At 45.5% G+C, this 20,126-nt stretch carries 16 protein-coding genes; 2 read left to right on the plus strand and 14 right to left on the minus strand.

Annotated elements, in window-relative coordinates; translation table 11 throughout:
• The 10 genes from GVO63_RS17530 to murJ form a co-directional block, all read right to left on the minus strand.
• Window positions 1–4,071, minus strand: coding sequence for a PilC/PilY family type IV pilus protein (locus GVO63_RS17530; RefSeq protein ID WP_159581550.1), 4,071 nt, complete (start codon window positions 4,069–4,071; stop codon window positions 1–3).
• 8 nt (window positions 4,072–4,079) lie between these two features.
• Window positions 4,080–4,643 (minus strand): PilX N-terminal domain-containing pilus assembly protein, encoded by a 564-nt coding sequence (locus GVO63_RS17535; protein WP_159494914.1) that lies wholly within the window; start codon window positions 4,641–4,643, stop codon window positions 4,080–4,082.
• A complete protein-coding gene (locus GVO63_RS17540) occupies window positions 4,640–5,500 on the minus strand; it encodes a PilW family protein (RefSeq protein WP_159581552.1) in 861 nt (286 codons plus the stop codon). The genes GVO63_RS17535 and GVO63_RS17540 overlap by 4 nt, the downstream gene beginning before the upstream one ends.
• Window positions 5,497–6,147: a prepilin-type N-terminal cleavage/methylation domain-containing protein gene (locus tag GVO63_RS17545; protein WP_159581554.1), complete on the minus strand. Its 651-nt coding sequence runs from the start codon at window positions 6,145–6,147 to the stop codon at window positions 5,497–5,499. Before GVO63_RS17545 ends, GVO63_RS17540 begins: the two co-directional genes overlap by 4 nt.
• 404 nt (window positions 6,148–6,551) lie before the next feature.
• On the minus strand, window positions 6,552–7,496 hold the full coding sequence (ispH, locus tag GVO63_RS17550; RefSeq protein WP_159494917.1) for a 4-hydroxy-3-methylbut-2-enyl diphosphate reductase: 945 nt from the start codon (window positions 7,494–7,496) through the stop codon (window positions 6,552–6,554).
• A 2-nt stretch (window positions 7,497–7,498) separates the two neighbouring features.
• Entirely contained in the window at window positions 7,499–7,966 is a 468-nt protein-coding gene (gene fkpB, locus GVO63_RS17555; RefSeq protein WP_159581556.1) for an FKBP-type peptidyl-prolyl cis-trans isomerase, read from the minus strand.
• A gap of 14 nt (window positions 7,967–7,980) precedes the next feature.
• Window positions 7,981–8,529, minus strand: coding sequence for a signal peptidase II (lspA, locus tag GVO63_RS17560; RefSeq protein WP_159581558.1), 549 nt, complete (start codon window positions 8,527–8,529; stop codon window positions 7,981–7,983).
• Window positions 8,522–11,341, minus strand: a complete 2,820-nt coding sequence (ileS, locus tag GVO63_RS17565; protein ID WP_159581560.1) for an isoleucine--tRNA ligase — start codon at window positions 11,339–11,341, stop codon at window positions 8,522–8,524. The genes lspA and ileS overlap by 8 nt, the downstream gene beginning before the upstream one ends.
• 215 nt (window positions 11,342–11,556) lie before the next feature.
• Window positions 11,557–12,477 (minus strand): bifunctional riboflavin kinase/FAD synthetase, encoded by a 921-nt coding sequence (gene ribF / locus GVO63_RS17570; RefSeq protein WP_159494921.1) that lies wholly within the window; start codon window positions 12,475–12,477, stop codon window positions 11,557–11,559.
• A 185-nt stretch (window positions 12,478–12,662) separates the two neighbouring features.
• Complete coding sequence (gene murJ / locus GVO63_RS17575; protein WP_159581562.1) at window positions 12,663–14,222, minus strand: murein biosynthesis integral membrane protein MurJ; 1,560 nt, start codon at window positions 14,220–14,222, stop codon at window positions 12,663–12,665.
• Between the two features lie 548 nt (window positions 14,223–14,770).
• On the opposite strand from murJ, the gene rpsT reads away from it, so the two are divergent.
• Window positions 14,771–15,034, plus strand: coding sequence for a 30S ribosomal protein S20 (rpsT, locus tag GVO63_RS17580; RefSeq protein ID WP_012518968.1), 264 nt, complete (start codon window positions 14,771–14,773; stop codon window positions 15,032–15,034).
• Between the two features lie 97 nt (window positions 15,035–15,131).
• Here the strand turns inward: rpsT and GVO63_RS17585 are convergent, their stop codons facing one another.
• The 4 genes from GVO63_RS17585 to GVO63_RS17600 all read right to left on the minus strand — a co-directional run bounded on the left by GVO63_RS17585 (window position 15,132) and on the right by GVO63_RS17600 (window position 19,023).
• Window positions 15,132–15,884, minus strand: coding sequence for an SDR family oxidoreductase (locus GVO63_RS17585; protein WP_159494923.1), 753 nt, complete (start codon window positions 15,882–15,884; stop codon window positions 15,132–15,134).
• Complete coding sequence (locus GVO63_RS17590; RefSeq protein WP_159581564.1) at window positions 15,884–17,014, minus strand: phosphotransferase family protein; 1,131 nt, start codon at window positions 17,012–17,014, stop codon at window positions 15,884–15,886. Before GVO63_RS17590 ends, GVO63_RS17585 begins: the two co-directional genes overlap by 1 nt.
• Before the next feature lie 193 nt (window positions 17,015–17,207).
• On the minus strand, window positions 17,208–18,038 hold the full coding sequence (locus tag GVO63_RS17595; protein WP_159494937.1) for an SDR family oxidoreductase: 831 nt from the start codon (window positions 18,036–18,038) through the stop codon (window positions 17,208–17,210).
• A gap of 94 nt (window positions 18,039–18,132) precedes the next feature.
• Window positions 18,133–19,023 carry a bile acid:sodium symporter family protein gene (locus tag GVO63_RS17600; protein WP_159581566.1) on the minus strand — a complete coding sequence of 297 codons (891 nt, stop codon included), beginning with the start codon at window positions 19,021–19,023 and terminating at the stop codon, window positions 18,133–18,135.
• A gap of 120 nt (window positions 19,024–19,143) precedes the next feature.
• On the opposite strand from GVO63_RS17600, the gene GVO63_RS17605 reads away from it, so the two are divergent.
• Window positions 19,144–20,049 carry a LysR family transcriptional regulator gene (locus tag GVO63_RS17605; protein WP_159581568.1) on the plus strand — a complete coding sequence of 302 codons (906 nt, stop codon included), beginning with the start codon at window positions 19,144–19,146 and terminating at the stop codon, window positions 20,047–20,049.
• Window positions 20,050–20,126 lie beyond the last annotated feature (77 nt).

A 20,126-nucleotide genomic window follows, 5' to 3' on the forward strand; every position in this document is an offset into this window, starting at 1 on the left:
TTATTCTCTTTCTGTCTCCGAGTGCCAACTTCCACGCTGTACGCGTTCAAAGCGCCCATAAATATTTTCAGCTAAACACTCAAAAGCGTTTGTACACGCCTGCTCATTTCCGTCTTCGTCAACTTCTATCACCGCGGAAACGCATTCCGTACCCAGACACACGACTGGGCTGACAATGTCTTCGATAAGAATCTTCGTCTCAGGCGCAATCCCCGTTTGCTTTAAGTCTGCCGCACGGTCTAACGCATTCACTTCGCCGTCGTTATTAACATCCGTTACCGCGTTTGCGTTGAACATATTAACGAGATAAGCACGGCTGTTTCCAGTAGGCGGCGCACATGAGCTCGTACTGCTTACTGCCGGTACGTAAGTCGTAAAGAAAACTTTGTAGTCTATGATTAGCGGAGAAGACAAAACTTTCTCGCCGTTAATGGTTAAATTCAGATACCATCCATCTTTGTTGGCAAATTCTTGAGATGCGAGTTCACGCTCATTTTCATCACTACTGGTGAGTGCGTGACTTGACGCGTTGTACATATCGCTTTCGTATACCGTATCCATATAGGTATAATTGCCATTCGTGTCGCGATTAAATACGCCGCTATCTTTTAGCATATAAAACTTATCTTCAACCGCCGTATCTAGCGGTGACGCTCGCCAACCGCTTCCAAGCGCGACGCCATAATACAATTCACTACCTAAAGCAATTTCGGTCACATCTGGGCCGTAATAAAAACGACGATTGGTCTCGGCAGTATCCCCACCAAAATCAGCAAGACGCGCCCCTTTAATCAAGTCAGCTCCAGATTCTCCGTTGTAAATATCAAGTCTAAATAGCTGCCCGCCAGTATCAGCAACGTACATATGATCAGCAAACCCATCGTTATCCCTGTCAATTACAGAGATACGACCCGGAACACTGTACGTCATGTTTGTAAGATTTAAATCCGCATTCTCGTTGCTTGCATGCCAAAGAAGGCTTCCAGTATCAGCATCAAAGATAAATACCGCATTGCCAACGACATCATTCGCTCTTATCGCGCGATCATCCTGGGCGTCGTCGTAACCACCACCAACAATCATGACGTTTTTCACCTGACCACCCATATTAATTTTAGTGATCGTAGGCCTTGACCATGTTTGTCCCAACTTGGTCACGTTACCCTCACCGCCTTTAATTTCAAATTTTAGTTTTGGTGTGTCTTTCTGGGTAACATCAAAAACGTAATAGTTACGCCCACCCCTTCGCATGCCTACGTAAAGGTACTTCTTATCTTCAACGTTTCTTAAAATCATATCGCCATCGAGGCCATACTCGTGGCTTAACGACGGTGTATCTTTATAAAAGTGATGTAGGTTTTGAAGCAACGCTTTGGGCATTATGGCGAAGTTCTCTTCTCCCGTTACCGTGTCGAAAGAATGCAACATGCCCTGATTAGTGGCGACAAAGATGGCCGAATCGTTAGTCCCATAATTAACAATAATGGGTTGAGAATGGATAGGGTCGCCCATTTGTGGGCGATAATCGCTAGTACTGCCGTCACCATTACTGTCTTTTACATCCAAGCCTCTTGCCCACTTTAAAATCGCATCCCTTAATTCGTCAGCATCTGTTTCACCTTGAATGGCAAGGTCTGCCTTTGTAATAGTTGAATTATCCTCATGAAGCCGGTTAGCTTCATTAACAATTGATCCTGCAGCGTCGAACACATAGATGTTACGATTTGCGCCTAAACGGCTAGCCGCTCCCCCTTTGCTAACTTCACTACCGTCGACAAGTGTTGACCAATAGCTATGAGCGGTTTCAGCAAAAAATCCCGTTTCGCTATCTACAGCGCTTAGACTATTTTTGTCTAAAATTTTATCGCCACTCAAGCGATAGCGCTTTAAGTTTCCTGGCCACATGGCACCTTCGCTAGGCTTAAACAGTGCGAAATAAAGCTCATCTCGGTGAGTAAGACGGTTAAGTTGATTCACCGCTACACCAGGAGAAACAAAGGTTGCATTCACATCTTTAACCGAGCGAAGTATAGTGTTAAATGCTTCCAGCAGGTCAGTACTGTTATCAGCTTGATAAAAACCACCTCCGCTTTGCAAAGCGAGCTGATTGAGGAAATTGTTTGCTGTATTGTTTGCAGCAAAGCCGATGGTGTGCGTGATTACCCTTGGTCCAATTACAGATGTTGAGGAGTCACTGATATTTTTGACTAAATCCAAACCACATTTTTCGCCGCCACTCCCCGTGCAGTTTTGACCAAGCAATGTTTGAATTTTAGAGACGCTGTGGTTGTTGTTTGCTTCACCGTCAGATAGCAACACAATGTGGTTATTGGTCTGACACTGCAAATCTGATACCGGTGAAATATAGGTAGCAGGCGTAGGGATCTGTTCGTTAATGCAATCGCTGTCGGATAAGTTATCCTCAGAACATCCTGAAGGGAGAATCGAATCAGCCCCTAAGTAAGAACTACGATGACTCACTCGCGTGCTCCGTCTTACTGAACTATTGACGTCGCTTTCGCCTCGTTTGCGCCCATAATCGACATTTAAGCCCCCATAATAATTTGTCGCTTCCAAGAGCGTGTCAACAATCGGAGTGAACCCGTTAGCACTCAATTCATCTATTTTGCTCATAAGGTGCTCGCGCACTGATGCTGATGAGCCTGGCGTGGCGGAGCCATTAAACTTCACAATAAGTTTAGGTGCTCGTGAGGGCCAGTTGTTGTAGGTATGTGCGCCCCGATAAGAAACGAAATTATCAAGAACGAAGGCCATGTCATTGCCGGATATCCAACCCGAGCGATCAACAATTTGTTTGACGATGCTGCTGATATTCGGTGTTCGATAGTCATTATTGCTATAGAAGTCAGGCATTGACCAGGTTATACCTGAGGTTTTTGGCAGATTTCTTAACCGGTAGCGGCGTTCAGGGTGGAAATCAGAAGCATCGTTATCTGCAACGCCACGAATTCGCATGCTTGGATTTCCACTTGTTCTTGTACTGTAAGCAGTAAATTCCAAGTAAGCTTCTGTGATTTCAGCACCTTGTGGGATATTTACGTTCCGGAACCGAACACCAATATAATCGTTGTAGGAAGAGTTAAACGTCAGCTCATTTCCAGTATTGGGGTACCCATTCACATTTTCTTCTGAATTGTCTCTTGAACTCGCAACTTGGTATATGGCTTCCCCTTGGATACAGCCTGTAGCGGTAGAATCGTCGTAAGAAACGACTAATTGTGGAGCGCCACTTTGCCCTGCATCACTCGCACGGGCCTCTCGTGCACTTGCTGTATCTGAACTTGTACCTTCTATTAAAATATTTAAGTCTTTTCCACCACACCAGGCTGATAAATCGACGACTTCTTGGATGACGGCGCTTATATCTGGTGTCGTTATGACTTCACCCGCGCTAGGAAAACTGTTGTCAGTGAGCCACTCTACATTAGCGGCTGTCTTAACTCGGTCACTCAGGTTATTGCTTGACGAAGAAAACGCCGAGCTTGCTGCTGATGCTTCAGCCGATATCACTAAAGAGGTACCTGCAACATTAAACCTCTCAGACGTGAATCGAATGTTGGCACTAACTATCGTAGCCCCTTGCGGAATATTTAAATCGGTAAAGCGCAGACCGGAAGTGACCGTACTCGTGCCGCTACTCAAAACCAGATCGTTACTGTCTGTCGTTACGCTCCCGTCGATTTCATGTGCATCGTGGTCATCGTCATTGGTTGAAATGATAATTTCAGGCCGTACTGATTCATCGATATTACGAATAGGATATAAAATAGGCCCACCATAATCAGAGAAGCGCATCAGGCCAGCATTAATATTTGTTGCCGACGAAAGTGCCTCTTTAAGCGCGTTTTGCACGCGAAGCATCCTGGTTTGACTGGTATCATCGTAAGCCCCCATGCTTCCCGATGAGTCCATAATAAACAGAACATTAGGGTTATAGGTGACTGCACTGCTTGCGTTGCCTAAATAGATATCAAGGTCATCACCAAAAGCGGAAAAACCTATAGCGCTAAAAAGTGTAATAGAAGCGAGGTAAGACGTAAGTTTTTTCATGCTGATACCTATTGTGAAGCAGGGCCAAATACTGATGCAGCTAAGCTATTAGCGACAACTGCGGATTTACCTGCAACTTTGCCGCAGCCTCTTATAATAAAGACATGGCAGTTAACGTTACTCCCACCGATGACGTTACTAGAGCCTCGACAAGCTTGCTCGCGAATAAACGCAGTGCGCGACCAACTCTTAGACGATGCAGCGCTTTGGTAAGTGCCGTCGGTGGTGTGCCTATCACCCACAGATAGCCCACCTTCTGTCATATGGCGGTCAGTCCACTGTCCGTCATCAAAACAGCTCATCGTGTCAGCCTGAGGGTCAAACACATTTCCTTGACGAGCTTCTGACAATGGGTCTGTTTTAGTTGGGTCTGTGAGCAATGTCTCATCTTCGGACTCGAAAAACACACCGGCTATAGCGGCTTCAGCCGCATCAAACGCTAAACCACTTTGTTGCATCGATACCGCCATCTTAGATTGAGACAAGCTACTGGTCACTGCACTCACCCCTAAAACAGTGATAGAAAGCAATACTAGCAATGCAAAAACCATCACTAAGCCTTGTTGTTTCATTGCGAACTCCTGACAAAATTCTTCATATTCCGAAGTGCCAGCGTCTTTGAGAAAACCTGGTAATAATGTGCCGTATCCATGGTTTTAGACGCTTCATTAAGCAGTGCATATTTTTGTGCCTGAGTCTGCCTGACTTCATTCTGATAGCTTTTGAGCATAATGGCCCACCGCAGCGACACTACCTGCTGGTTTAAGGCTCTAAGCCCTGCAATTTGATCGGCGGTCACGTATGAAATGGCTTGTCCTCGTGAATTGGTAATCCTGTCAGACACACCAAATTGCACTTGAAAACTTTCAACATTATCAAGCAAAGTAACGGTGAGGGGTGCAACTGTCTGTGCTTTTAAACCACGAAGCACACGGCCATCATAGCCAGTACACTTGAGCGTACTGCCCGTCACGAAATAATGATTAACCACATGAAACTCGCTACCCACGGCATAACCGTGTGAATTCCCGGTGCAGTCTTCATCTGCTAGTAGGCTAACGACGAGTTTATCGCTACCGCCACTCGTGGTCTGTACACTGCCTAATGTGCCGTTTGTAGCGAAGTCGCCCACTATAGCGATGGGATGATTTTCCACATATGCCGCTTCAGCGACGACATCAACCGACGCATCAATATTTGCTGTTACTTGATCGTACCGACCTATTTCGTAAAATTCGGCGGATAAACGCCCCATGATAAATCGGCCAGACTCTTGCACCTGCGCTACAGCTTGATTGAGTTTATTTGTGACACTACTGCTTACCAGAACTTGAATAATTGCACCGGAGATCACTAAACCGAGCGTTAGCGTGATCATCAGTTCAACTAACGAGAAACCGCGCTGTAACCTCAACTGCCTCATATTCATAAAGTGATATCCTTAAACACACACGCATTGCTGTCGCCTGAATTTGGATTACACCTCGCGTTGAGGGTGTACGTTTGATTGCCTGATGATGAAACTGGCCAAGTGAGTAAAACTTCTACACGCGAACCCGCACTGCAGCTGTAAATATCCGCCGTATTGTTATCAGCGCAAGAAACCGAGACTTTGGTTTGAGGGTTAGTTTGCACAGCCGAACAGGAAAGTGCCCACCCGTCATAAGCAGCCATCTGTGCTTCGCTACAGGATTGTCCTTCACAATCAGGTACGCCTGCTGGTCTCGTCAAACAACAGCCGTAATAAGGCTGTGAAGACCCGGAACAGCTGAGTGTGGAAAAATTGTAGTTATTGCTGGAAAAGTAGGCATTATTCACCACCATGCCATCGCCAACGGTGGCCGGTCTCGCCGCTGCGCGCAGGCGTTCGGCAACTTGTGCAGCTACCATTTCAGCTTGTGTTCGACTTATCGCATCTTTGTTCGCAAATGACCCTGTGAACTGTAATGCAGCAACACCAAGCAAGCCCACTGCGAGGATGAAAAGCGTGATCAGGATCTCAATCAGACCAGCACCAGCTTGGTGGCGGCTAGTGTGTCCTTTCACGTGTTTGATTCCCATCTTTTCAGCTTTCATAACCTTTGACATATACCTAGCATTACAAATGGTTTTACTACCAATGTAGTATAGTAAGGCAAAAGCGCACAACGCTGGGTATCGTTGGTTATTAAAACGTATAATTTTAAGAATCCTTTCATATTGGCTTAGATAACCTGGTGCTAGTCTTCACTGCGGTTTTAATCTATACATACCCAAGATGCTCGTAGTTAACGCAAACGCGGGGAAACAGATATCAACACGTGGCCTTTCATACCTACAGGTACCACATCAAAAATTGAATGTGACGCATCTGAAGCGTGTTGGCAACCAGCGCTTGGGTATCATTATCTATCCGTAAGCCTCTGAATTTCCAGTAGACAAAAGCATAAAAAAACACCGCAGGGCGGTGTTCTTTTAAATTTCAAGGTAAGGATGAAAGGCTACACCACTTGCTTGACCCTAAGCTCTTTGGGCACAGCAAACTCAACATTCTCTTCTCTTCCAGAGCGCTCTGACGCTGAGGTTGCCCCCCACTCTTTTAGTCTATTGACAACGCCCTGTACCAAAACTTCAGGCGCAGACGCACCCGCTGTAACACCAATGTGTTCCACACCTTCTAGCCATTCCTTTTGTATGCAGTTTGCGTCTGCAATCAAATGGGCTTTAGCGCCAATCTTCTCCGCCAACTCGCGAAGACGATTCGAATTTGAACTGTTTTGTGCGCCAACAACAAGCAATATCTGACAATCTTGCGCTAAGTCTCGCACGGCATCTTGGCGGTTCTGCGTGGCATAACAAATATCGTCTTTTCGCGGGCCGTTTATTTTAGGGAATTTAGCGCGAAGCGCGTCAATGACATCAGCAGTATCGTCAACAGATAATGTCGTCTGACTACAATAATACAGATTTGACGGGTCTTTGACTTCAAGTGTCGCTACGTCTGCTTCAGACTCAACTAAATAGATACCGCCATCTTCATTGCTGTATTGGCCCATCGTGCCCTCAACTTCAGGGTGCCCCGCGTGGCCAATTAAAATGCATTCTGTTCCTGTTTTGCTAGCGCGCGTCACTTCCATATGCACTTTTGTCACAAGTGGACATGTTGCGTCAAATACCTTCAACCCACGGCTCTCTGCTTCTTTCCTTACCGCTTGCGACACACCGTGCGCTGAAAAAATCACAATACTGTCGTCTGGCACTTCGTGTAGCTCGTCAACAAATAGCGCGCCCCGCTCACGCAGTCCGTCTACCACAAACTTGTTGTGAACCACTTCGTGGCGCACATATATTGGCGGCTCGAACATCTCAAGCGCTCGCTCTACTATAGTGATCGCCCTATCTACGCCTGCACAAAACCCGCGAGGGTTAGCTAAATGTATTTGCATAACTAGTTTCCACCTTGTGCTGAAGCGCCAGGTTTAACATCAATAATCTCAACATCAAAAATAACCGTTTGGCCTGCTAGCGGGTGATTGAAGTCTACCGTGACAGAATCGCCAGCCGCACTTCGAATGATCCCCGGAATCTCTGAGCCATCTGGTTGAGAGAAAGCGAGTATCATGCCTTCTTCAATCTTCAGATCAGCGCCAAAGCGACTTCTATCCATATAATGGATGTTGTTCGGGTTAGGTTCGCCAAACGCGTCATTAGCCGCTAGCGTAAAGGCTTTCTTGTCACCTTTTTTAAGCCCGAGTAAACAGGCTTCAAAATTCGGTGTTAGACTTCCATCGCCCATTACCATTTTTGCTGGTTTGTTGTTTACGCGTGTACTGTCAGCTGCAGAACCATCTTCAAGCTTTAAATCAAAGTGAAGAATCACTTCGCTGTCAGCGCCAATTAATAATGAGTCAGTCATAACCTATCCAAATACTACTTTATGGTTTCGCTATTATCTGCAGAGCGAGCTCGCGTCTCTGCAGCGTTTGCTTCACTCTTTTTATCGCCATTTTTAAACATGTCGATAATCAGTAACGCCGCGCCTATAAATATCGCGCTGTCGGCAATATTGAACGCTGGCCAGTGGTAATTGTTTACGTAGAAATCGAGAAAGTCGATGACATAGCCGTGTACCAAACGGTCGTAAACGTTACCTAATGCGCCACCTAAGATAAAGGCAAAGGCCACCGGCAGCATTTTTTGAGAGCGAGGCGACTGCTTCAGCCACCATAGAATAACCACGCTAACTACGACAGCAATGGTGGTAAAGAACCAACGCTGCCATCCACCCGCATTCTCTAGAAAGCTAAATGCGGCGCCGTAGTTATGAACATACGTGAAATTAAAAAACGGCAATATCTGTATTGATTGATACAGTGACATGCTGTCGATGACCGTATACTTACTCCATTGATCAAGGATAAACGCAATTGCGCTTATCCATAAAAAACGCAAACCGGTCTCGCGAAAGAGCTTAAGCATAGTGGCGCTCTTCTCCATCACCGTCAATATTTGTTACACAGCGACCACAAAGCTCCTCGTGACCTTCGTGTGAGCCTACATCTTCACGGTGATGCCAGCAGCGAACACATTTTTCACCACTTGCTTTACTCACACTAAGCCATAGGCCGTCAATGTCCGTAGCTTTTGCATCAGATGGCGCACTGTCAACTTTCGTTAGCGATACGCCTGAGGTAATTAGCACGAAACGTAACTCGTCTTCTAGCTTAGCGAGTACGTTGTACAAAGACTCGGTAGCATAAAGCGAAATACTGGCTTCTAATGAACCACCTAGCTGGCCATCTTTACGCGCCTGCTCCATCGCTTGGTTTGCAGCATCTTTCACGCTTAGCACCTGATGCCATAAGGCATCGTTAAACGTGTCGCTTTGCGAAAAGTTATTGAAGCCCTCATACCAAGTCTCAGTAAATACAAACTCACTGCGCTCACCCGGTAGGGTTTCCCAGATCTCTTGAGCAGTAAAGCTGGTGATGGGCGCCATCCAACGAACCAAGGCTTCAATGATGTGGTACATCGCCGTTTGGCATGAACGACGAGCCAAGCCATCTGCTTTAGCTGTATATTGACGATCTTTAATGACGTCTAAATAGAAGGAACCCAGTTCAATCGAGCAGAAGTGCGTGAGCTTCTGTGACACTACTAGCAAGTCGTAGTTGTCATACGCTTCAATAAGCTCTTCTTGAAGTGCCTTGGCACGTGCAACAATCCAGCGATCTAGCGCGACCATGTCGTCTTCTGCAACCGCATCTTCAACAGCGAAACCATTAAGGTTAGCCAGCAAGAAGCGTGCGGTGTTACGTACGCGGCGATAGCCATCGGCAGCACGTTTTAAGATTTCATCCGATACCGCAATTTCACCGCGATAATCCGTCGATGCAACCCACAGGCGAAGGATATCTGCACCTAACTTGTTGGTGACTTCCTGAGGCGCCACAACGTTGCCTACCGACTTGGACATTTTTCTGCCGTGGGCATCTACCGTGAAGCCGTGTGTTAGTACTTCTTTGTAAGGTGCGTGACCGTGCATGGCAGTCGATGAAATAAGCGAAGACATAAACCAACCGCGATGCTGGTCAGAACCTTCAAGATATAAATCGGCAGAGGCAGGGATGTCGTCACGACGATCTACAACAAAGTAGTGCGTCACGCCTGAGTCAAACCATACATCTAGCGTATCGGTTACTTTTTCGTAGTTGTCTAATTCGCTACCAAGCAGTGCCGCATCGTCGAGATCCCACCACGCTTGAATACCTTTAGCTTCAACTTCCAGTGCCACTTTTTCCATTAATGCCGCAGACTCTGGGTGAATTTCACCGGTAAGCTTGTGCACATATAATGGAATTGGCACACCCCACGTACGTTGACGTGAGATACACCAGTCTGGACGACCTTCCACCATTTTTTCAATGCGGTTTTGACCCCAATCAGGGATCCATTTAGTTTGCTTGATTTGTTCAAGTGATTCAGCGCGAAGGCCTTTTTTATCCATGCTTACAAACCACTGAGGCGTAGCGCGGAAAATGATTGGCGTTTTGTGGCGCCAGCAGTGTGGGTAGCTGTGCTCGTATTTTACGTTTAAGACAAGATTGCCTTTCTCTTTCACCGTTTCGATAATTTCATCGTTAGCTTTAAATACAAACTGGCCTGCAAATAACGGTGTATTTTCAAGATACACGCCATTATTACCTACCGGGTTATACACTTCGATGTCGTACTGCTTACCGACATTGAAATCGTCTACACCGTGGGCTGGCGCTGTGTGAACACACCCCGTACCAGATTCAGTAGTAACGTGTTCGCCAAGAATTAGCGGCACTTCTAGGTCTAAGAATGGGTGACTCACTTTAAGCTTATCAAGCGCAGCACCGGTACACGTTGCTACCTCTCGGAAGTCTTCTACGCCGTAACGGTTCATACAGCTTTCTAGCAGATCCTGCGCTACCACTAGCCATTCATTTGATGGCTGAACTTCAACAATCGCATAGGTAAGCTCTGGGTGTAAGCTGATCGCACGGTTGGCCGGCAGTGTCCACGGTGTGGTGGTCCAAATGACAACGCCTGCTTTGTGTGTGGTTAAGTCGCCTTCAGACACGCCAAATGCTGCTGCAATAGCTGCGACATCAGCCACCGGGAATTTTACATCGATAGCAGGTGACACTTTGTCTTTGTATTCAACTTCCGCCTCAGCAAGCGCAGATCCGCAATCTGTACACCAGTGTACCGGCTTAAAACCTTTTTCAAGGTGACCAGAGTCAACAATTTTACTCAGTGCGCGAATGATGTCGGCTTCAGATTTGAAATCCATGGTTTTGTATGGGTTATCCCATTCACCGAACACGCCTAGACGTTTGAAATCAGCCATCTGGCCGTCAATTTGTTTTTGTGCATATTCGCGACATTTTTGACGAAACACAGCCGCTGTTACCTTGTTACCTGGCTTGCCGACTTTCTTTTCTACCATCAATTCAATCGGAAGACCGTGACAATCCCAGCCTGGAACATAAGGAGAATCGAAGTCAGAAAGGTTTTTCGACTTTACGATAATGTCTTTGAGAATTTTATTAACCGCGTGACCAATGTGAATATCGCCATTCGCATAAGGAGGTCCATCGTGAAGAATAAAGGGCTTTTTGCCTTTCTTTGCTTCACGAATTTTTGTATATACCCCTTTTTCCTGCCAGTCTTTAAGCATTTTCGGCTCGCGCTGAGCAAGGTTACCGCGCATCGGAAACGCAGTGTCTGGTAGGTTCAGTGTGGATTTGTAATCACTCATAAAATTGTATTATCCGGTTACCTTAATTTTCACCCAATGCACTAAAGCATTGTGAAGGCGATATTCATTTTGCGATATGTTGTTATTCTCGCTCATGCGAGAACTAATTCGATTTTTAGCGCAGTGATAAAATAAAGGTTTTTTGAGTACGCTTAATAAAAGCGATCAAAAAAACGAATACGCGCAGTTATTCACTGCGACTTTATCACGATCATCTATGCTAATAACAGACGAGCTTGTGCTGCATCTGCTTGAATTTGGTCTTTTAATGCTTCAAAAGAAGCGAATTTAATTTCATCTCTGATTTTTGCCATCGGGAACACCGTAATTGGCTTCCCATACAAGTCTGATGACAAATCGAAAATATGAACTTCCAGCTGATTTCTCACTCCATTGAGCGTCGGGCGTGTTCCAATATTTGCTACACCACTAAAGTGCTTACCATCAACGTCCACGCGAACAGCAAACACACCGTGAATAGGCGTTTTTTGGCGTTTCAACATGACGTTGGCTGTAGGGAAACCAATCGTGCGGCCTTTCTTCTCGCCGTGAACCACTCGGCCATGTATTGCAAAAGGGCGACCGAGCATTTCAGTCGCAAGCCCAAAGTCACTATCGGCAAGTGCATCGCGCACAGCCGTTGAACTTATGCGATGAGCGTGCATGGTGAAGCTGTGGGTACTTACCACGTCAAAGCCATATTGTTCACCTGCCGCTTGCAACATTTGGAAGTCGCCTTCTCGGCCATTGCCGAAGCGAAAGTCATCACCCACAACTAAAAACTTTACGCCGAGTTTATCAACGAGCAAGTCGTGCACAAAAGTATCCGCACTTTGTTTTGCAAATTCCGGGTTAAATCTTACCGCGAGTAATCTGTCCACCCCTTGCTGTCGCAGCAACTCGTATTTTTCACGAAGCGGACTTATGCGCGCTGGCGCCTTTTCGGGCATAAAGACTTCTTCTGGCTGAGGCTCAAACACCATAACGGTGGCAGGAAGTGATAGGGACTTCGCCTTTTCAAGCACATTAGCCAGCACAGCCTGATGACCACGGTGTACGCCGTCGAACTTGCCAATAGTGAGCACGCACCCTTTATGGTGCGGTTTTACATTGTTTAGCCCGCGGATAAATTCCACTGTTAGCCACTACCTTTTTACTGCTAGAAATTCGAGGCTCGCGATTATAGCCGACCCCGAGCACAATACCAAGGGCACAAGCCATACTTACCGCGCAGCTTCACAAGTATTAGAAACTTGTTTTCATTGATTATTACTTATACTGCTATGCGGCCTAATCCATGACGGTAAGGCACAGGGTAACGTCAACCTCCGCCACTTCTAAAGTGTCTAGGTCGCATACCCAAGATGACCATAGTGGCCATAAACAGTGTAATCGAGAGCGCAATAGTTACCCCAACCTCTAACATTTGGGCTGAAAGTGACAAATCAAAGAAGGATAGCCCCATATCTCGATAATAAATTAGCCCGCCCATGGCACCACTGGCAATCAATACACGTGCGATAAACAGTACTGAGGTACGACTTAGCGCGAAGACACCTTGACGGTGCAATGTTATGTAAAGCAAAGCAGCATTGAGTGTGGCTGACATGCTAGTAGCTACCGCCAACCCCACATAACCAAACGGAATAGCCAGCACGAGGTTGAACGCCATATTGGCGACCATGCACCAAATACCAAATTTAACCGGTGTTTTTGTGTCTTGTCTCGAATAGAAGCCAGGCGCTAAGATTTTCACGAGCATAAAACTGATAAGGCCGAACGAGTAAGCGGTTAATGAATATGACGCCATGATGGCCGTTTCAGCGGTAAACGCGCCACGCTGGAAAATAACCGTTAAAATGGGGCGCGCCATTACGCCTAGGCCCACAGCCGCGGGTATGCCTAGTAAACACACCATGCGAAACGCCCAGTCGATGTTTGCGGCGAACGCTTTAGGGTTGTTACTTACGTGATTTCGCGACAAGGTCGGAAGGATAACGGTAGCGATAGCAATGCCAAAAAGCCCTAAAGGAAATTCAAGCAGCCTATCAGAATAATAGAGCCAGCTTATGGAGCCGGTAACCAGAAAACTCGCGATAAAGGTGTCAAATAATAGGTTTATTTGCCCTACCGACACGCCAAACAACGCTGGGATCATAAGCGTGCGTACTTTCACGACGTTTTCATCGTGCCACCCCCACTTTGGCTTAACCAATAGTCCTGCCCGAAAAAGAAAAGGGAGTTGGAATACAAACTGTACTATACCGCCAATAAACACGCCCCATGCCAATGCATAGGCAGGCTCTGTTAACATGGGTGATAGGTAGATTGCACAGGCAATAATGCAAACATTGAGCAATACGGGGGTAAAGGCCGCTACGGCGAATTTATTTAGGGTATTGAGAATTGCGCCTGAGAGCCCCGTCAGTGAAATAAACGCCAAATAAGGAAAAGTAATTTTTAGCATCGTTGAGGCGAGCACAAATTTATCGCCGGCTTCATCGCCCTCTAGCCACGCGATAAACCATCCTGTACCAAAAAGTGCAGCAAGCACAGGTGAAGCGATCACCCCAATAATGGAAACAACAAAAACGATGGCTCCCAGCGTGCCGCTTACTTTGGCGACAAATTCCCGAAGTTGCTTTTTATCGTCATTTTCGTGAACTTCCGTCAAAACAGGAATAAAAGCTTGAGCAAACGCTCCCTCTGCAAATAAGCGGCGCAGAAAATTAGGGATTTTGTTTGCGAAAAAAAACACGTCGGCGGCAGCGCCATCCCCCATCAATCGAGCGACGACCACATCTCGTACCAACCCCAACACGCGAGAGACCAAGGTCATAACGCTAACTATAAGACCTGATTTTATTAACTTCCGTGACACGTCACATTTCCAGTTGAGAAGGTAAAAATTCGGCTTTTTAAAAAAGCCCGATTCATAAAACAATGCTCAGATGCGTTTGATAATGCAGCCTCCCAATTACGAGGTGAACATATCAACGAAGCCAATGTTATGTTTTCAGCAAGCCATCATAGCGAAAGGCTTTGGTAGGCGAAACGATTTCTTCAAAATAAGTTGTGCATCTTTACTTGGTTTCTTGCTATAATCCGCGCCCGATATGGGATGCTATGATTTCGTTTAGCTTTCCGCTCTGATGTTCGCAGGGAAATGTCATTAAGGCTCCTCAATTTATTGAGTATCGTTAATGATTTTTCTTTAAGTCGCTAAAGGCTGTTATACAAGCCACATAAGGCTTTGCTGTAAGAAAGATGTCGCAAAGAATGTGCAACGTGTTGAGCATGCTTTGTGTTCAATAGCTTGCGCGTTTTATCGCGAAACGATTAAAGTTTTAAATCGTTTGACATTTGGGCGTTTGGTAGGCACAATCCGCACCCTCGTTTTTGACATGAATTTATTTTGGGAGTTACACCTTGGCTAACATTAAGTCTGCTAAGAAGCGTGCAATCCAAGCCGAAAAGCGTCGCCAGCACAACGCTAGCCGTCGTTCAATGACACGTACAAGCATCAAGAAAGTTATCGCTGCAATTGCTAGCGGTGACAAAGAAGCGGCACAAGCTGCACTTTCTGCTGCTACTCCAGTACTTGACAGAATGGCAACTAAAGGCTTGATTCACAAGAACAAAGCTGCTCGTCATAAGAGCCGTCTAGCTGCACAAATCAAAGCACTAGGTTAATCTTTACGATTAGTAGTTAAAAAAGCGCCTCCCGGCGCTTTTTTTGTGTCTGTTTATTATCCCAGTCCGCAAAAGTAATTACCTATGCATTACTCACTCAACTCATTTTTCTTATTGAGCTAGCCGGTGCGATACGCATGATCCAGTGCAGAATTGCCCAAGGCCAACCTGGTACAAATGCATTCGCTTTTTCTTTGTTTATCGCATTCACCATCGCTCGACAGCCTACATCAGTATCCACAATAAATGGTACTTTCTCGACTTTTTCGTTTATTTCACTGCGAATAAAGCCAGGGTGTATACAAGTCACTTTGATCGGCGTATTCATCACGTCCATACGAATCCCTTCGGTCATTGACGTAAGACCTGCCTTTGTTGCCGCGTAAACGGTCATAGCACGTCTAAACCCGCGCACAGCGCTTATAGATGAAATCGTTACTAGATGACCGCTATTTTGCGCTCTAAAAATAGCCATAGCAGCTTCACATTGCGCCAATGCCGACACAAAGTTAGTTACCGCCGTTTGCTTATTGGCGTGGAAATATCCCGTACCAATTGAGGCTCCCTTCCCCATGCCTGCATTAACAATAACTCTATCAAGGGTTCCCATGTCGGCCTTAAAGGCGTCGAACACCTCAAACACCGCATCGTGGTCATTTACGTCAAGCGAGCGAATATAGACGTCAATGTTTGGGTTAATTGAAAGCAGTTCTTCTTTTAGTTTTTCTAAGTTCTCAAAGCGCCTTGCGCATAGCGCTAAGTTACAGCCCTGTTTGGCAAACTCGATGGCCATGCCTTTGCCTAGGCCCGAACTTGCGCCTGTGATCAGAATATTGCGTCTTGTTGTCATTATCGTTTTCCTGATGCTTTGATGGCCTTATTACAACGCCACATTAAGTAATGAATGAAGATCCAAAAGTTTTTGAATGCTGGGTTATTAGTTTGCTTGTGGTGATAGCGATAGTAGATTTGCTGGGCAATACCGGCTAGACGGAAAAGTCCATACACTTCGTAAAAAGTAAAGTCATCGACATCTATCTCCATCTCTTTGCAGTAGTATGCAACCACCTGCTTTCGGGTTAGCATACCGGATAAGTGAGTAGGCTGACGACGAGTAGATTGTGCTAAAAAATCATCATCAGCTTGCACCCAATACGCCAAGGAGTTGCCTAAGTCCATAAGCGGGTCACCCAACGTAGCTAACTCCCAATCCAGAACGCCGATAATTTGGGTATAGTTATCAGGCTTTAACACCACGTTGTCGAACCTGAAGTCATTGTGCGTAATACATATGCGTTCTTTGGCAGGCATATTGTTCTCTAGCCAGCGCATAATTTTTTTACCCGAGGGGACATTCCAGGTTTTTGCTTTGCTATAGCGCTCACTCCATCCACTAATTTGCCGCTCAATGTACCCAGCACCTTTCCCTAAGTGTTCAAGCCCCGCTTTTTTATAATCAACCTTGTGAAGTTCAATTAAACTATCAAGCACATTGGTACAAAGTTGCTTGGTTTGCTGCTCAGTGGTGTTTAAGCCTTTAGGTAAGTTCTTACGCGGTATAACACCGGTAAACTTCTCCATTACGTAAAACTCGGTGCCAATAACGTTCTCGTCTTCACAAAGCCCAAGCATCTCTGGTACGTAGCGATAAACGGGCTTCAACGCATGCTGTAATCGATATTCCCGCCCCATGTCGTGCGCCCCTTTTGCCTTAGTACCTGCCGGTGCCCTGCGCAAAATTATTGACGTTCGCCCACTATGGTCTTGTTGACTGCCTTGATAGTCCAAACAGTAGGTCCAGTTAGAAGCGCCACCAGAATACTGGGTGACACTAGGCAAACTATCACTACTCCGTATAGCGGCTGCCACTGATGGACTCGAGGGACTTATATTTTCCTTGAGCCAATTATGCACTGCGCTGATGTCTAGCTCTTCGCCCTCTCGCACGCTGTCGGCTTTATCTACTACCTGTTGTTGCATATCTCATTCTTCTTTTAATTCTATTTCAAGGGCCTATCCAAAGTGCCTACTTAAAATACCTACTCAAAACCTTTACTTACAATCTTTGGTTCAACGACGCTTCTGCTTTCGATTTGTGATTGCTCATGTGCACATTAACAGTCAGTTATAGATAGTTTGGCGGCAAAAATAGATGGGCTTTTTTCCGTTGCACCTAACCCTGCTTTTCCATTACACGTTTCATCGTCTTCGTTTGATTAATCATATTAGTGATGTAACGCTGGGTGGGTAGCAGTTTTTTTAACAGGAAAGCGCGCTTACCCAACTTGTGAGTAAGGATAAGAAACTGCTTTTTACCAACTTGTTGATAAATCGACTCGGCCACGTCTTCTTTTGACATGTCTGCTTTTGCAAAGAACTTATTGAGCATCTTGTGTGATGCGGGGTTGCTGCTACGCATCGACTCATCTAAATTCGTTTTAAAGAAGCTAGGGCATACCACACTAACGTCAATATTATCAGGTGCTAATTCCAACTTCATGGTTTCAGAAAACGAGACCACTGCTGCTTTAACCGCGTTATAACTGCCCATATAAGGAATAGGCGTCAGCCCTGCTTGTGAGGCGACATTGATGAAATAGCCACCGCCTTGCTCGCGCATGAGAGGTAAAAGTGCGCGACTGACTCTCACCATACCTAACACGTTGATATCGAATACCCATTGCCACTGCTCAATAGTCTCGTCTAAAAGACTGCCGCCCGTAGCGACTCCAGCGTTATTAAACACATAGTCAACGCCGCCCCAACGAGTTTCGATAGTTTGCGCGAGGGCTTTAACTTCATTGTCAAAGGTTATATCGCAGTGAACATAAAACGCACTTGCACCTTGTGCAGAAAGCATATCTACCGTTTCATTTCCTCTCTCTTGGTTAATATCGGCAATGCAAATATCTATACTTTTATCTTTGTTACTCCATTTTTCCGCCCATTTCAGGGCAATGGCCTGGCCTAATCCGGTTGCACCACCAGTAATCAATATGCGCATCATATGTTTCCTACTTGTTCTTGTGTCATTGCTCTAACTCTATTTTTCTTATTTTTTATTAGTTCGTTGCGTCATAGAATTAAGGACGCTGATGTCAAATTTTTTGCAATGCTATGGGTTCAAGCCCACTTCGCATTTTGCGTTTTGCCCACACAGCTAATAATGCTGGGCCTATGTACATTGCTATACCGTAGACACCAGGAGCTATGGCGTAGTCAGGCGCTTGTAAAAAGGTGATACATATGAGCATGGCAAGTGCCGCGTTTTGTACGCCTATTTCAATGGCGAGGGTAAGCGAGTCTTTAAATGCCAATGCAGAGATCTTGGCGAGCGCCAGCCCTAACAATACTGATAAAAGGTTCAACGCTAAACAAATTAGAAAAGCACTTTCAAAAGATGTCGCTAAACTATCTCTTTCTGAAACAAGCACACCAATAATCATGAGCAACATAAAGTACATCGAAAATTGACGAAAAAAGTTCTCTGTTTTGATAGCGAAAGCACAATTAAAGTGTCGGATAGTCATACCTATTACTACCGGTAATATTGATATGCCCACTAGCCCTATCACTGTTTGGATAATCGAAAACTCAGGCGCGTTTTCTTTTACAAAGTAGTTAATGGCAAATTGAATAATAAAGGGTGTAGTAAACACGCAGGCAATGGTTGAAATTGCGGTTAAGCTAACTGAAAGGGCAAGATTGGCTTTTGCAATGTGGCTTATTAAATTACTGGTAGTGCCGCCGGGGCATGCTGCCAAAACCATAATACCCACGGCTATATAATCTGGCACCCCAAAAGCAGTACATAAACCTAAGGCCAACAAAGGTAACAGGATAATTTGGCCTATGAAGCCTGTTATTACTGCTCTGGGCGCCTTAATCAATCGAGCAAAATCGGCAAGGGTTAGGGTCAACCCCATGCCAAGCATTACAAATGCCAAAGCGAGAGGTAACAGTACCTCGGTAAGTACAGATGCCTGCATGCACACGCCTTTTACAAAAGAAGCCTTCTATTAAAGAAACCTTTTATTAACATTTGAGCCAGTGTACTCTGTTTAACAATAAATAAAAATGATGACTTATTATGTGATTCCATAAATACCATGCATGGAAAAATAGATTTTAATTTATTCGTGGTGCTACGTGCGGTCTATGAACACGGCAGCATTACTAAAGCCGCCAATGCACTGCATATTACTCAGCCTGCGGTAAGTCACGCGCTAGGTCGGCTTAGAGACAAATTTGATGACCCGTTATTCACGCGCCATGGACGACAGGTGGTCCCTACGCCGTTCTGTCAAGGCATCATTACATCGGTCGTGACATCAATTGAAACCCTTGAGAATACGTTAAAAGGCAAGGTGGAGTTCGACATAGGTGATAAAGCACGCACGGTTAACGTTGGACTCCGCGATATTCTAGAATCTATATTTTTTCCAACCTTAATTCCTGAACTTGTTCAAAACACCCCCAATATCACGGTAAATAGTAGACAGGTAACCTGGCCCGAACTTGCGCCTGCACTTACCAACAAAGAAATCGATATTGTTATTGATGCTCTCGTTCCCACCAGCAGTGAGATACGTTCACAATTTATCTGCGAAGAAACCTTTGTGGTGGTATGCGCGCCAACAAATAGCTACCTAGACAACCCAAGTATTGAAAACTACTCAAGTGCGCAGCATGCCCTTGTATCATTGAAAGATTCAAAGTTAGACACCGTAGATCTCGCCCTTGCTCAACACAATTTGCATCGAAAAATATCCTTACAATGTGAGCACTACTTTGCCGCTGTTAATGTGGTGAGTCAGTGCGATCTCTTACTGACCATGCCGGCGCGATTCGCCCAACAATTCAGTAATAAATTCGATATTGAAATCTTGCCCCTTCCGTTTGAGGTACCGCCACTCCCCGTACACATGTACTGGCATAAAAATGCCGATGAGGATTTAGTGAATGTTTGGATGCGAGAGAAGCTAATAGAAGTGACAAAAAAACTGGGGCTTTAATTATGTGTAACACAATGGTCAAGCAAGCGTCACGGTAGTGTCAATTTGCAAACCTATAGTGACATTCCGAGGCATTG

This window comes from Alteromonas sp. KUL106, from assembly GCF_009811415.1.
In the GTDB taxonomy this organism is placed as follows: Bacteria; Pseudomonadota; Gammaproteobacteria; order Enterobacterales; family Alteromonadaceae; genus Alteromonas.

What these genes read in the sequence shown, in the direction of transcription:
- GVO63_RS17545 (WP_159581554.1), bottom strand. Translation starts at nt 6,147, where the DNA reads ATGAAAGCTGAAAAGATGGGAATCAAACACGTGAAAGGACACACTAGC.
- GVO63_RS17600 (WP_159581566.1), bottom strand. Translation starts at nt 19,023, where the DNA reads ATGCAGGCATCTGTACTTACCGAGGTACTGTTACCTCTCGCTTTGGCA.
- GVO63_RS17535 (WP_159494914.1), bottom strand. Translation starts at nt 4,643, where the DNA reads ATGAAACAACAAGGCTTAGTGATGGTTTTTGCATTGCTAGTATTGCTT.
- GVO63_RS17585 (WP_159494923.1), bottom strand. Translation starts at nt 15,884, where the DNA reads ATGACAACAAGACGCAATATTCTGATCACAGGCGCAAGTTCGGGCCTA.
- ispH (WP_159494917.1), bottom strand. Translation starts at nt 7,496, where the DNA reads ATGCAAATACATTTAGCTAACCCTCGCGGGTTTTGTGCAGGCGTAGAT.
- lspA (WP_159581558.1), bottom strand. Translation starts at nt 8,529, where the DNA reads ATGCTTAAGCTCTTTCGCGAGACCGGTTTGCGTTTTTTATGGATAAGC.
- GVO63_RS17590 (WP_159581564.1), bottom strand. Translation starts at nt 17,014, where the DNA reads ATGCAACAACAGGTAGTAGATAAAGCCGACAGCGTGCGAGAGGGCGAA.
- fkpB (WP_159581556.1), bottom strand. Translation starts at nt 7,966, where the DNA reads ATGACTGACTCATTATTAATTGGCGCTGACAGCGAAGTGATTCTTCAC.
- GVO63_RS17540 (WP_159581552.1), bottom strand. Translation starts at nt 5,500, where the DNA reads ATGAATATGAGGCAGTTGAGGTTACAGCGCGGTTTCTCGTTAGTTGAA.
- ileS (WP_159581560.1), bottom strand. Translation starts at nt 11,341, where the DNA reads ATGAGTGATTACAAATCCACACTGAACCTACCAGACACTGCGTTTCCG.
- GVO63_RS17605 (WP_159581568.1), top strand. Translation starts at nt 19,144, where the DNA reads ATGCATGGAAAAATAGATTTTAATTTATTCGTGGTGCTACGTGCGGTC.
- GVO63_RS17595 (WP_159494937.1), bottom strand. Translation starts at nt 18,038, where the DNA reads ATGCGCATATTGATTACTGGTGGTGCAACCGGATTAGGCCAGGCCATT.
- GVO63_RS17530 (WP_159581550.1), bottom strand. Translation starts at nt 4,071, where the DNA reads ATGAAAAAACTTACGTCTTACCTCGCTTCTATTACACTTTTTAGCGCT.